This window comes from Butyrivibrio sp. INlla16, from assembly GCF_900104155.1.
In the GTDB taxonomy this organism is placed as follows: Bacteria; Bacillota; Clostridia; order Lachnospirales; family Lachnospiraceae; genus Butyrivibrio.
Window position 1 is genome coordinate 24754 of record NZ_FMYB01000008.1, and the last position, 14411, is coordinate 39164.

Consider the following 14411-nt stretch of genomic DNA (forward strand, 5'->3'; position numbering starts at 1 on the left):
GAGTAGTTACTATGGAGCATTTAATCAGAAATCCAATAATTCCGGGATTTTATCCCGATCCTTCCATATGCAGAGTGGGAGATGATTTTTATATAGCAAATTCAAGCTTCGAGCTGTGCCCGGGAATACCGATTTTTCACAGTAAGGACCTTGCGCACTGGAAGCAAATAGGCTATGCAATGACACCGGAGAACGGCTTCTATACTGACGCCAACCTGTTTTCCGGCGGAGTTATGGCACCTACAATACGCTATCACAAGGGAACATTCTATATTATAAATTGTAACTTTGGGGATAAGGGCAACTTTATAGTAACAGCGAAGGATCCCAAGGGACCGTGGTCACAGCCTCATTACATTACAGACATTCAGGATATTGACTGCTCCATATTCTTCGACGACGATGACAAGTGTTATCTGGTCAGTCCCGGTGAGGATAAAGAGCAGGATAACAACAGGGCTTTCTATTTAACACCTTATGATATTGAGAATTTCAAGGTCTGCGGTGAGAGAAAGAAAATTTGGAACAGTGCGATGAGAGGAGCCTGGGCTCCTGAATCTCCTCATATCTATCATGTTGGCGATTACTACTATCTGATGATCGCTGAGGGCGGCACAGAGCACAACCATTCCGTAATGATCGCAAGAAGCAAGACCATAGACGGCTGGTATGAGGGAAACCCCGCGAATCCGGTACTCACACACAGACACCTTGGATGGGATTATCCTATTGAAAATGTCGGCCATGCAGATCTTGTGGAGACACCTCAGGGGAAATGGTACGCCGTTATGCTGGGTGTCAGAATAATCGATGGTCAGCACATGAACATGGGACGAGAGTCCTTCATCTGCCCTGTGGAATGGCAGAGAGGATGGCCGGTTTTCAGCAAGGAAACAGGAAAAGTTGAGCTGAGCTATCCTGCGGATCCGAATCTTCCGTGGTGCGAGGATGGGGATGAAATATCCGCAGACAGAGATGATTTTGATGGAAAAACACTTGACATAGATTGGAGCTTCTGGGGAACACCTTCGGAGGACTACTACAAAATAGAAGACAGCGCATTACAGCTTAAGTGCCTTAAGAGAGGTATGACAAGAAAGCTTCAGCCTGTGAGTTTTGCACCGAAAACCGAAAAGGATGAGAACGTAGCCTTTGTAGGCAGAAGACAGAGACACATAGACTTTTCATTCGAAATCAGCATGGACTTCAAGGCAGGCACAAATGAAGGGATAAGTGAAAGCGCAGGCATGGTGATAATGCAGCAGTGCAATCACCAGTACCGCTTCGAGAAAAAAAGCAAGGACGGAAAACAGATTATTGCACTTGTACTTGTGACTACAAAGCAGAAGGGACTTCCTTTCATGCCGGGATATGAGAGTGAGTCAACTGAGACCATCTTAAAGGAATGCGAGGTGGAATTTGACGGACCTGTAATTCTAAGGCTTGAAGCAAAGGGACAGGACTATAATTTCTACATGGGACAGACTGCGGATAACCTGGAAGAGTTCTACGCACATGCAGACGGAAAGAAGATAAACCCCGAAGAGGTTGGCGGCATGGTCGGAACCATGCTGGGAATGTTTGCATCCGGTAACGGAAGTGAATCCGATAACATTGCAAAGTTTGACTACGCTGGATATACAGGCAGATAAAAAAGGCATAATAAGAGAGGGCAAAAATGGGTATAGCATTAACAAAAGAGCAGACAAATAGGGTGGAAGAGTTGCTCTCAAAAATGACATTAACTGAAAAGATCGGACAGATGAATCAGGAGTCCGTTTCGATTGTGGGAGGCTTTGATGTGCCTTTTGAACAGCTCATCGAGATGATGACTGACGGAAGACTCTCGAAAGAAGAGTTTGAAACCATCATGAAAACCGCAAAGACCGACTACCATGAGGATGCAATCAGAGAAGGAAAAGTGGGATCACTCATGGTGCAGGATCCCGAGAAGTGCAACGAACTTCAGAAAATTGCGGTGGAGGAGACACGACTCGGAATTCCGCTTATCTTCGGACTTGATGTAATTCACGGATTCAGATCGGTTTATCCGATTGCAATAGCGGAGGCAGGCTCCTTTGACACAGAGCTTATGGAGAAAACTGCTGCGATGGCGGCTAAGGAATCCAGATGCGCAGGCGTTGCCTGGCATTTTGCGCCTATGCTCGATGTCGCAAGGGATGCAAGATGGGGAAGAGTATCCGAGGGACCGGGAGAAGACCCGTATCTTGGCTCATGCTTTGCAAGGGCGAAGGTTAGAGGACTTCAGAACGACCACTCTGAAAATGAAAACTACGTGGCAGCATGTCTTAAACACTTTGTGGGATATGGCGCGGCAGAGGCTGGCAAGGACTACAACACTGTAAGCATGGCTAACCACATTTTATATAACAATTATCTCGTGCCCTTCAGGGCAGCAGTGGAGGAAGGCGCGCAGACAGCTATGGCGTCCTTCAACGATTTGAATGGTGTTCCCAGCACTGTGAATAAGTGGACGCTCCGTGACATCCTTAAGGACAACATGGGACTTCCGGGATTTGTCGTAAGTGATGCCAATGCAATAAAAGAATGTGTGGTTCACGGCATCGCCGAGGACGAGAAGGATGCAGGCGAAAAGTCAGCAAATGCCGGACTCGACATGGACATGGGAACGGAAATATATATTCAGAACCTTGAGAAGTCCGTAGAGGAAGGCAAGGTTTCAATGGAAGCTATAGACGATGCCTGCCGCAGAGTTCTGTCCGTAAAGATGTGGCTTGGTCTCTTTGATCATCCCTATGTGTCCGAAGAGGTGATGAAGAGATACGAAGAGATACCGAAAGAGCACAAAGAACTTGCACTTGCTTCTGCAGAGAAGTCTGCAGTTCTGCTGAAAAATGAAGGTGGTTTACTGCCCCTTAAAAAGGACACTAAAATCAGTCTTGTAGGAAGTCTTGCCGACAACAGGTCTGAGGTAGTTGGAGCCTGGGCAATAAGCTGGAAGGAAAAGGACTGCGTTTCTATTTTAGATGGAATGAAGCAGGAATTTTCAAATGTAAATTACTATCCCTGCGGTGGTCCCGAGGGTGATATAAATGATGATGAAGTCAAGGCTGCCTGCGATAACGGCGATGTGATCGTTGCGGTTCTCGGAGAAACTGTTGCTATGTCAGGCGAAGCTTCCTCAAGAGCGGACATCACACTGCCCGGAAAACAAAGAGAGCTTCTGCAAAAGCTCATTGCTTCCGGAAAGCCGGTGGTTCTGGTTCTTATGAACGGAAGACCGCTTGCCCTTCAGTGGGAAGCAGAGAATGTTCCTGCAATCCTTGAGGGTTGGCATCTTGGAATTCAGATGGGTAATGCGATAGCACACATTCTTTCAGGTAAAAAGAATCCTGAGGGAAGACTCTCATCTTCATTCCCTGCAGTTACGGGACAGTGCCCGATCTACTACAATCATCCAAACACGGGAAGACCTGCGGGCAACTTCAAGTTCACCTCGAGATATCTCGATGCACCGTTCACCGCGCTCTATCCGTTTGGATACGGACTTTCCTACACAAGCTTCGAGTATTCAGACCTTGCAGTAACCGAGGACAACGATGCACTCAAAATCTCTGTTAAGGTTAAAAACACCGGTGACAGAGAAGGCACCGAGACTGTTCAATTTTATATGCAGGATGTCGCTGCATCAATCGTAAGACCCGTTAAGGAGCTTAAGTGTTTTGAAAAAGTTGAATTAAACCCCGGCGAGGAAAAAACTGTAGAGGTAAAACTTTTAAAGAAGCATATGGGCTTCTGGAACAATCATGGTAAGTACTGCCTGGAGGACGGACTTTTCAGAATCTATGCAGGTGCGGACTCAGCTACAGAACTGTGCGAAAAAATAAGAGTAGGGTTTGAAGGCGTCGAGAAGGAGCCGGATTATCCTACAGAATAAAGCCTTCCCCTCATCTGGCAGCGAAGCTGCCAGATGAGGGGAAAAATATAAAGGAGAACAATCATGAACAACTATATCTTCCCGTTTTTATGGATGCGCGGCGAGGACGAAGCCACCATCCGCAAGGAAATGGAAAAAATAGACGAATGCGGCATAAAGGCCGTCTGCGTGGAAGCGAGACCGCACAAGGATTTCTGCGGTCCCGGCTGGTGGCATGACATGGACATTGTCATTGACGAAGCAAAGAAGCGCGACATGAAAATATGGATACTGGACGATAAACACTTTCCCACAGGCTACGCCAACGGACTTATCGAGGAAAAGTATCCCGAAAGGAAAAAGCAGTATCTTGCATGTACTGCCTGCGATGTATTCGGTTCCGTGAGATCGCGCACACTTAACGTTCGCCGCATGATGAAGCCTACCATAGGCTTCTGGCAGATAGGACAACCGGAAAACGATGCCGAGAGAGAAAAGAATAAGATACTCTCAATCATGGCTGTGCCCTTCGCAGAGGGCAACCGTTTTCATGAAAAAGAGATAAACCTCATGGGCCAGTACCATGGACAGGATGAGATAACCTTCACTCTCCCCAAGGGACAGTGGAGGATACATGTGCTTTACACAACCTGCACCGACGGTGGTAACGAGAGCTACATCAACATGATAGACAGCGTTTCCGCGCATACTCAGATAGAGGGGGTTTACGAGGAGCACTATAAGCACTACGGGGATCTTTTCGGAAATGTGATCGCGGGCTTCTTTTCAGATGAACCGCAGCTTGGAAATACAATGGAGCAAGGCTACGATACGAAGCTAGGTAAGCCCGGTATGCAGCTTCCCTGGAGCGATGAGCTTGCACAGATGCTGAAGGAGCGCTGCGGAGAAGACTATCAGAGACTTCTTGCCTTCCTTTTTGCAGAGGGTGAGGAGAAAAAGGACGAGCCTCAGATCCGCTATGACTACATGGATTGTGTTTCCAGACTTTATCAGAAGAACTTTTCGGAGCCCATCGGCAGATGGTGCCATGAGCATGGTGTCGAATATATAGGACACGTGGTTGAGGACAACGGAGTTCATTCAAGACTTGGCCTGGGAGATGCCCACTGGTTCCGCGCAATCAGCGGCCAGGACATGGCTGGTATTGACGTAATCGGAGGCCAGGTGGTATTCGGCGCGCCGGTTCAGGAGAGAAAGGGCATGGGACCGCTTGTTCTCGATGGCGAGTTCTATCACTATGCCTTAGGAAAAATGGGTGCCTCAGCGGGTCACCTTGATCCGAAGAAAAAAGGCCGCACTATGTGTGAACTTTTCGGAGCCTACGGATGGAACTTCGGAGTGCGCGATCAGAAGAGACTTCTTGATCACCTTCTTGTGAGAGGTATCAATCATCTTGTTCCGCATGCATTTTCCATGGCACAGTATCCGGATTTCGACTGCCCGCCGCATTTCTATGCAGGTGGAAACAACCCGGAATTTCCATATTTTGCAGAACTCATGAAGTATGCAAACAGAATGTGCGACCTCTTAAACGGCGGTGTCCACAAAGCAAGAATAGCTGTGCTCTATGACGGCGAGGGCGACTGGAGCGGTTCATGCATGCCGATGCAGAGAGTGTGCCGCGCGCTCACAACGAATCAGATAGAGTTCGACATCATATGCCTGGATATGCTGTGTGACCTCAAGGCCTATAACGGCTATGCGGACGGAAACAAAGTATGCATAAACGGAGAGACCTTTGATGTGCTTCTTGTGCCCTATGCGGAGTATCTCCCCGAGAGGCTCTATGAGTTTAAGAAGGAAAATCCTACCTTCCCCGTTTACTTTGTCGGTGGCTACCCGAAGTCCATGCTTATGGATGAAGTGAGAAAAGCGCCTGCGAAAGAGGAATGGAAGAAGCTTTTCAGCATGGTCAGCCTTGATGAGGTGTCGGGAGAGCTTGAGTGCAACGACTGGAGCAAGCCTTTCCTTGATGAGGAGTTTTCGGAGCTCACACTCTACCATTATGAAAAAGAAGGTAAGCAGATCATTATGCTTATGAACGAGTCTCCCGAGGAAGATTTTAACGGCGTGATAAATCTTCCGTTTGAGGGAAGTGCAGTATATGTCGACGCCTTCAGACAGAAAAAATGGGCGCTTAGCAGGATGGCAGACGGCAGGGTAAGAATCGAAGTCCCAGCAGGTGAGAGCTGTCTATTAATAGAAGAGGACGGAGAGGGGCTAAAGCCCTATTGCTCACTTTCCGGAAGACTTCGCGCTGCGGATAAGATAGAAGATATCTCCCACGAGTGGAAGGTCTCTGCAACAAAAGCAAAAGATTATCCCACTTTTTCAGAGGAGGAGACCTATAGAGATCTGGAGCCCTATAGCGATGCGCACCCGGATTTTGCAGGTGTCCTTCGATACAGGAAAAATGTCACCATAGGCCGCCCTGTGAAGGAAGCCTACCTTGAGATGGAACAGGTTTATGATGTGGTTAAGCTTTTTGTAAACGGAAAGGAGTCTGAAGTAAGGCTCACTCCGCCCTACACGGTAAGCATCGGTGAACTTCTGAAGGAGGGTGAAAACGAGATTCTCTGCGAAGTTGCAACAACACCCGCCAGAGACCAGAGAAACTACCCCTCTGTACCTTTTGACTTTAATCATGAAACCATAGACCCGACGGGTATTTGCGGGAAGGTGAGACTATACCTCAAATAAAAAGCCTTCCCCCTCATATGCATGCAACGAATATTTGACTTCTGTTGCATGCTTTTTTTATGTCTTCAAACTTTTGCAATAAAAGGGCGGCTATATTCAATAGAGGGAAAAGCGGGCACCCTTCTTCCCGCGATATCATATGTACATCAAATGAAACACGCACATGTGCACAGCACTTGTGACGAACATATTTTTCAGTTTAGGGAGGATTATCAAAATGAAAAAGAAACTATTAGCAGGACTTCTTGCAGGCGTTATGGCATTATCACTTACAGCATGCGGCGGCTCATCCGCAGAGTCTACATCAGAATCAGCAGATACAGCACAGAGCACAGAGGCAGCTGCAGCTGAAGGCGCATCACACATCTATGTTCTTACAGCACCCGAGGATCACGGCTGGACAGGTTCCGTTGCAACATTTGCAAAGGAGAAGGTTGCAGAAGTGAACGGTGGCGGAAAGTACTCAGCAGAGGTTATCACCTGTGAGGACGCTGCTTACCAGATCACACAGATCGAGGACATCATCGCTAAGGGCGAGAAGGACATCACAGTAGTTGTTCAGCCTATCGATGACACAGTACAGTCAGCTATCCAGGAACTTGTAGATGCAGGAATTCCTTACGTAGCATTTGACAGAATCATCGACGGCGTTGCATCAAGCGCAGTTTCAAACGTTAAGGGTGACAACGAAGGTATCGGCGCAGGTTCTGCAGCATACTTCGTATCACTTGGAATGAAGCCCGGTGAAAAGGTATATGTTTACGAGGGCGACACTTCTTCAGTTACAACTCTTCGTGACCAGGGATTCACAGAGTATCTTCTTGGCGAGATCGAATTCGACGGACAGAAGATCGCTGATGATGCAAAGTGGACACAGGATCAGATCGATGCAAACATCACATATTCAGGCGCTATGAACTGGAGCCGTTCCGATACCAAGGCTGCTTTCGAGACACTTATGGGTGATTCTTCAAACACAGATATCAAGTGGTTCTACGCTGAGGATGATGAACTTGCAATGGGTATCCTTGAGGCACTTAAGGGTGGCGGAATCGACGATGCAGCTAAGGAAGCTTTCCTTGGAAACCAGCCCGTTATCACAGGCTGCGGCGGTCTTGATGAGCTTTACGGCGTTCTTCGCGGTGAGGACTACACAGACATCACAGAGAAGCTTGGCGGCATCATGTCTGTAACATACAGCCCCAGCATGATCCAGACAGCAATCCAGGATATGGTTGATTCACTTGATGGCAAAGAGGTTACTCAGGACCACGTAATCGAGTGCCAGAACGTAACTTCTGACAACGTAGCTGACTTCGTAGGATTTAACTAAATCATAATGTAGGATAGGTAAAAATCATGGCACTTCTTGAAATGAAAGGTATACGAAAGTCCTTCAGTGGTGTGCCGGTATTAAAGGGCGTGGATCTTACAGTTGAGAAGGGTGAGATTCATGCCCTTCTCGGTGAGAACGGTGCAGGAAAATCCACACTTATGAACGTACTTACCGGAACAATACCGTGTGACGGCGGCAGCATCAGATTTGACGGGCAGGACCTTAAGAACATCACAGTAAGAAAAAGTGAACAGCTTGGAATAGCCTTCGTTCACCAGGAACTTAATCTCTTTAACGATCTTCGGGTTTTTGAAAATGTTTTCATAAACAGAGAGATCACCGGAGCTTTTGGAAAACTGAATAAAAAAGAAATGATCAGACAGTCCGAGGAACTCTTTGAGAGACTGGGAATAAAAATGGATCCGAAGGCTATGGTGTCCGACCTAAGGACAGGAGACAAGCAGCTTCTTGAGATCAGTAAGGCTCTTCTTACAGGGGCAAAGCTCCTCATACTTGATGAGCCCACCACCTCACTTAACAATGATGAGGTTGAGCACCTTTTCGGTATGGTAAAGGACCTGAAAAATAAAGGAATATCCTTCATCTTCATTTCACACAAGATGCCTGAGATTTTTGCCTACTGCGACTCTTATACCGTTTTCAGAAACGGAGAACTGATTGGAAGCGGTAAGATCGCGGACACTACTCCTCCGGAGGTGACAAAGCTTATGGTTGGTCACGCCGAGGAGGCAGGAAGCTACGAAAAGAGAAAGACCGGAGATACGGTTTTGAAGCTCGAAAACTTGTCGGGTAAGGGCTTTAAAAACATTTCTTTTGAGGTAAAAAAAGGGGAGATTATAGGGCTGACCGGACTTCAGGGGTGCGGCAGCAGTGAACTTTTACAGTGTCTTTTCGGAATAACAGCGCCAATAGAGGGAACTTTGGAGATAAACGGAAAGCCTGTAAAAAGCGGTAGCGTTCACAAAGCTATGAAAGCGGGAGTAGGACTTCTTCCCGCAAACAGAAAAGAAACATCGGTAATACCGGATATGAGCCTTGTGGAGAATATGTATCTTGCGGAGCAGACGCTGTCCGCAGGAAAATTCCACATAAATAAAAAGGCTGAAACAGAGAAATACAACCGCTACCAGAAGCAGCTTAACATCAAGGCAGAATCGGGGAATTCGCCTATTGTATCGCTGAGCGGCGGTAATCAGCAGAAGGTATTCATAGCAAGATGGCTTAACACAGATGCTAATATCCTTTTGTTCGACAACCCGACTCAGGGCATAGACGTCGGCGCAAAGGAAGAGATATACAAGCTGATCCTGTCTCTTGCAAATGAGGGCAAAACAGTACTTGTAAATACGCTCGAAATACCTGAGCTTCAGAAGGTAGCGGACAAATGTCTGATTTTCTATGAGGGACAAATAGCAGGGACTCTTAGTCACGAGGAGATAGAAGAGCACACAGTGATGATGATGTCCACAGGACTTACGGAAACCGGAGCAAAGAAAAACGATAACGAGGTAACAGTGAAATGAAGAACAAGTCAAAAACAAATATGATTGGAAAAATATGGCGAGGCTACAGCTTCATATTTGTATTTTTCATAATTTTTCTGGTTTACGCTCTGACCAGCAGCGGCTTTACCTGGAGTGCGACCATGAATATTTTCCGTCACTCAGCAGTTATCGGAATAGTAGCACTTGGCATGGGTCTTGTGTGCCTCACGGGAGAGATAGATCTGTCAGCCGGCTCGACACTGGCTTTCGTCAGCGGTTTTTCGGTAGTCATTTTTAATATGACAAATGGCAACATCGCAGCAACGCTCATCTTTTCACTGGTAATGGGTGCGCTTCTCGGACTCATCAACGGAATACTGGTCGGTGTTGTGAAAATGCCTTCCTTTATTGTTACTCTTGCAACCATGCTTATCTACAGATCCTTTGCACAGTATTTTTGCCAGCACATTTCAAAGAAGCTTATCGGCGGAGGAAGCTCAGTATACAAGATGACCTCCGGCCTTGCGGGCTACGATTCAATGTACGGCTTTGGTAACGGCAAACTTGCAACACTTCCCATCGTGGGAATCGTGCTTATCCTTTTCACTGTTCTTTTCGTATACATCACAAACGATACAAAGTTTGGTAAAAAGATCTATGCCGTTGGTTCCAGTGAAAAGGGTGCGTTTATGAGCGGTATCAACGTAAGACTCATGAAAATGATGTCCTTCGTGATCATGGGAGTTATGATCGGTGCAGCAGCTTTCCTCTGGATCTGCATGAACGGTTCATCAGATCCCGCAACAACAGGTAACAGCTATGAGATGTATGCAATCGCAGCAGTAGTACTCGGTGGCATCGCAATGTCAGGCGGTAAGGGAAAAATGATCGGTGTACTTTTCGGATCACTTTCCTACACCGTAATCGACAAAATCATCATCGCTCTTAAGATGGATTCACTTATTAACAACGCAATCAAGGGCATAATCCTCATCCTTGTAATCCTTATCCAGGTTGCAGGCCCTCAGATCAAAGAGAAGTTTATGACATCCAAAGAATGATCATATAGTTTTGGCACAAAGCCATAGAGCTTCATGCCTGAATTATAAGAAACATAGACAAATCACAGATCCAATCAAACGGGTCTGTGATTTTTTATGTTTATTTAAGATTTTTGGATGAAATACCATAGTAAAATAGATGCATAAAGGTTAAATTGTACCTTTTTTTCTTATAGAGGAACCTGTGTTATGGGCATCGATATCATTGAAAACGTATGCACCCTGCTGGTCGTTATTTTCGGGACGTTGTATTCGCTTTTTAAATACGTCAAGACGCCGCTTCGTGGGTGGCTTTACATTTCCATCTTTTTCCTGACACATCTTCTCAGCGATTATTATTGGACCACATATTTTCTCGTAATCGGTGAGGACCCTGATGTCTCGGCTCTGATGGCTTACTTCGGCTGGAATGTAGGCTATCTTGTTATGCTGCTCATGGCAATTAAAATGCGGCCGGATTATGTAAAAGGGTTCTTCAATCTTCTGATGCTGCTTCCGATTCCGCTCAATATCTGGCAGTTTTTCATATATATTCAATATGGCGGAATCTTCAACAATATCTGGGAGGGAGTCCTGGCTACCGGTATCGCGTGCATATGCCTGCAGGTGATTCTGCATTATTTCATGCACAGGGCGGAGAATGTAGCTTTCCCGTATTTCCATGTTGCTCTGGCTCTTTTTATACTATTCGAATATGGCATGTGGACCTCCTCATGTTACGATTGGAGCTGGGCACCGGTAGATCCCTATTATGTATTCAGCTTCCTTGAGTGTGGATCATTGCTCCTTCTGGCGCCAGCCACTGACAAGGAATATGCCCAGAGGGGCTGTGTAAAGCCTGAGAGAAGCGTTCAGGAGACTCGGTTTACAATTCTCTTGCAGGCAACGATAGCAGTAATTATCTTCTTCGGCGGTGTCGGTGGCTACTCTGTCGGTGTTATGATGAAAAATGCTCTGCCTAAAGGGGCATCGGATCCCGGAAGCTATAAAAATATCGCAATTACGCTCTTTGTCATTTCAATTGTTCTTGTACTTTTCATAATGATGATAATCACGATGACAGCCATGCGCTATAAGGCCATAGAGCGCAATATGCCCGAAGATGCTGCCATAAAGCGCGGACGCTTCAACTTTGTGCTGACTATTGTGATCACGTTGTCGCTGATGATCATTTCCGTTATTTATACATCAAGGCTGTTTTACAAAGTGGCTGTTACGGGTGTAATAGAAAACGGGCAGAACAGGGTTTATTCCACCTCGGAAGAACTCGAGAATTATATAGGTGTTGCAAGGTCGATTCTGTGGGTTACGGCAGATACGGTAGATATCATGCTGGAAACAGGCTCTTCACAGCAAAATGTCCTTGATTACATCACTGATCAGACAAAGAATCAGTCTGAGCAGTTTGATGAGAACTTCACCGGTCTCTACGCCTATGTGAACGGAGAGTATATGGACGGCTCCGGATGGGTTCCGCCTGCGGATTACGACGTGGAAGTGCGTGACTGGTATAAGAATGCGGTGGATGCGAACGGCAACACCATCATTGTTAATCCCTATGTTGATATGCAGACGGGATCGCTGGTTATAACCATTTGTAAACTGATTGATAACAGAGATGAACCCGGAAATTATGAAAAACGCGATGTCGTCGCACTGGATCTTGTCGTCAATCATGTTCAGAAGGTTACCGAGGATATCAATATCGGCGGCAAGGGCTTCGGGTTCGTTGTAAACAAAGACGGGATGATAATAGCCCACCCCGATCGCTCCTTAAACGGCAGCAATATAGAGGATATATACGGAACCGGACTCATAGAAACTATTACTGAAAACTGCAACAGCTCGGTGAAAGCAAGACTGGAGAACCGTGATTGTACTCTTTTCATAAATTCCGTCATAAATCAGTGGTATGTGGTGATTGCCATAAGTGATAGCGAGCTCTTTGCAGAATCCAACGGACAGCTGGCGGTGAATATAGTTGTGTCACTGCTGATTTTCCTGCTGATTTCCTTCTTCTACTATCTGGGTTATAAGAATGAACAGCTGAATGCCAGAAAGATGGAGGATATGCGAAGCGCGGATATGCGCCATGAGTATGAGGCTCAGGTACTCAAGCAAAAAGAGACAGCTGCGAATGAGGCTAACAAGGCAAAGAGCCAGTTCCTTGCACAGATGTCTCATGAGATAAGAACGCCTATCAATGCAGTGCTTGGCATGAACGAGATGATCCTTCGCACCTCGAAGGATGAACAGACTCTTGAATATGCCAATAACATTGATTCTGCGGGGAACATCCTGCTTGCGCTTATCAATACCATCCTGGATTTTTCAAAGATCGAGGATGGCAAGATGGATATCATTCCCGTAAATTACGATACCTCATCCTTCATTCTTGATCTGATAAATTCCATCAAGAGAAGAGCGGAGACAAAGGGGCTGGAGCTCATTCCGGAGATAGACGAGAGCATTCCCTGCACGCTTTTCGGTGATGATGTGCGCCTTAAGCAGGTTATAGTTAACCTTCTTACAAATGCCGTGAAGTATACTGAGACAGGCTCTGTCTGGCTCACCATGAAAAATGAAATTATTGACGGTGACAAGTTGAAGCTCTACGTCTCCGTGCGGGATACCGGTATTGGTATCAAGCCTGAAGATATAGACAGACTCAGCCTTTCGTTCCAGAGATTTGATGAAAAGAAAAATCGTAACATCGAGGGAACGGGCCTTGGAATGTCCATCGTTACAAACCTTCTGAGTCTCATGGGCAGCAAGATCTGCGTGAAAAGTACCTATGGCGAAGGCTCAAATTTCTTCTTTGTTATTGAACAGGGAGTTGTGGACAAAACGCCTATAGGCGATTTTGCAAAGAATCTGGAGAACAAGAAAAAAGAGCGCACGAACGAGGACCTGATAAGCGCGCCGGGTGCCCGTGTTCTTGTGGTGGACGATAATAACCTGAACCTCATGGTTGCAAAGAGCCTTCTTAAGCTGTGCAATATTTTTCCTGATGCAGTGGCTTCCGGCAGAGAAGCCATAAATCTCATGGGGAAGAAGTCCTATGACATTGTTTTCCTTGATCATATGATGCCGGGTATGGATGGAATCGAGACTTTGCATGAACTTGAGGAATGCAGCCTCATTCCTACCGGGACGAAGATGATAGTCCTAACTGCCAATGCGGTTGTGGGAGCTAAGGAAAACTATTTGAGGGAGGGCTTCGATGATTATCTGTCCAAGCCCATAGAACTCAAAAATCTTGTGGAGCAGCTTAAAAAGTATCTTCCGAAAACCGCCTATGAACATGTGCGCGAAACGGAACCTGTAACGGGGAATACTGAAAAAACTGAACAATCTGAACAGTCTGAGAAGCCTGAATATAAGCCGATAGTATTCGATGATGATGCACCTGTCTATGATATAGAAAGACTGAAGGAGGCAGGTATGGACACCGAGACAGGCCTTGCCTATTGTGCAGGTGATCCCGATACCTTCTTTGAAGTGCTCTCTGTTTTTACAAATGATTATGAGACGAAGAGCATGAATTTTAAATCTTATTATGAGAGTGAAAACTGGCATGATTACGACATTTTGATCCATGCACTTAAGGGTAACCTTCGTGCAATCGGAATGCAGGAGCTTGCAGAGAAGGCTTTTGCTCTGGAAAAAGCGGCCAAGGAAGGTGATGCCGATTACATCAAGGCTAATCACAAGGCTATGATGGAGGAGTATCGCAAAATTAATGAAGTTATCTGTGAAGCTGCGCTGTGATATTGTCGTATGATTTTTCGCACCCTTCGGAAATTCTCCGGAGGGTGTTTCTATGTCTTGACCTCGCCCTTGGGGCAAACTTTATAATTCTTTTCAGATGATAAAGTCAGGAGGAAATG

General features: G+C 46.2%; 7 protein-coding genes. All 7 read left to right on the forward strand.

Going from position 1 to position 14411, the window contains the following annotated elements:
- The first annotated feature begins 11 nt into the window (after positions 1-11).
- The 7 genes from BLR42_RS05605 (at position 12) to BLR42_RS05635 (ending at position 14292) form a co-directional block, all read left to right on the forward strand.
- Positions 12-1652 carry a glycoside hydrolase family 43 protein gene (locus BLR42_RS05605; RefSeq protein ID WP_091867471.1) on the forward strand — a complete coding sequence of 547 codons (1641 nt, stop codon included), beginning with the start codon at positions 12-14 and terminating at the stop codon, positions 1650-1652.
- A 26-nt stretch (positions 1653-1678) separates the two neighbouring features.
- A complete protein-coding gene (locus BLR42_RS05610; protein WP_091867338.1) occupies positions 1679-3919 on the forward strand; it encodes a glycoside hydrolase family 3 N-terminal domain-containing protein in 2241 nt (746 codons plus the stop codon).
- 63 nt (positions 3920-3982) lie between these two features.
- Positions 3983-6619 carry a glycoside hydrolase family 2 gene (locus BLR42_RS05615; RefSeq protein WP_242879221.1) on the forward strand — a complete coding sequence of 879 codons (2637 nt, stop codon included), beginning with the start codon at positions 3983-3985 and terminating at the stop codon, positions 6617-6619.
- A gap of 217 nt (positions 6620-6836) precedes the next feature.
- Positions 6837-7952 (forward strand): substrate-binding domain-containing protein, encoded by a 1116-nt coding sequence (locus BLR42_RS05620; protein ID WP_022762106.1) that lies wholly within the window; start codon positions 6837-6839, stop codon positions 7950-7952.
- A gap of 26 nt (positions 7953-7978) precedes the next feature.
- Positions 7979-9499 (forward strand): sugar ABC transporter ATP-binding protein, encoded by a 1521-nt coding sequence (locus BLR42_RS05625; RefSeq protein ID WP_022762105.1) that lies wholly within the window; start codon positions 7979-7981, stop codon positions 9497-9499.
- Positions 9496-10521 carry an ABC transporter permease gene (locus BLR42_RS05630; protein ID WP_091867342.1) on the forward strand — a complete coding sequence of 342 codons (1026 nt, stop codon included), beginning with the start codon at positions 9496-9498 and terminating at the stop codon, positions 10519-10521. Before BLR42_RS05625 ends, BLR42_RS05630 begins: the two co-directional genes overlap by 4 nt.
- Positions 10522-10710: 189 nt before the next feature.
- Complete coding sequence (locus BLR42_RS05635; RefSeq protein ID WP_091867344.1) at positions 10711-14292, forward strand: hybrid sensor histidine kinase/response regulator; 3582 nt, start codon at positions 10711-10713, stop codon at positions 14290-14292.
- Positions 14293-14411: the final 119 nt, after the last annotated feature.

Coding starts and splice junctions, on each gene's coding strand:
- BLR42_RS05605 (WP_091867471.1), top strand. CDS start 12: ATGGAGCATTTAATCAGAAATCCAATAATTCCGGGATTTTATCCCGAT.
- BLR42_RS05610 (WP_091867338.1), top strand. CDS start 1,679: ATGGGTATAGCATTAACAAAAGAGCAGACAAATAGGGTGGAAGAGTTG.
- BLR42_RS05615 (WP_242879221.1), top strand. CDS start 3,983: ATGAACAACTATATCTTCCCGTTTTTATGGATGCGCGGCGAGGACGAA.
- BLR42_RS05620 (WP_022762106.1), top strand. CDS start 6,837: ATGAAAAAGAAACTATTAGCAGGACTTCTTGCAGGCGTTATGGCATTA.
- BLR42_RS05625 (WP_022762105.1), top strand. CDS start 7,979: ATGGCACTTCTTGAAATGAAAGGTATACGAAAGTCCTTCAGTGGTGTG.
- BLR42_RS05630 (WP_091867342.1), top strand. CDS start 9,496: ATGAAGAACAAGTCAAAAACAAATATGATTGGAAAAATATGGCGAGGC.
- BLR42_RS05635 (WP_091867344.1), top strand. CDS start 10,711: ATGGGCATCGATATCATTGAAAACGTATGCACCCTGCTGGTCGTTATT.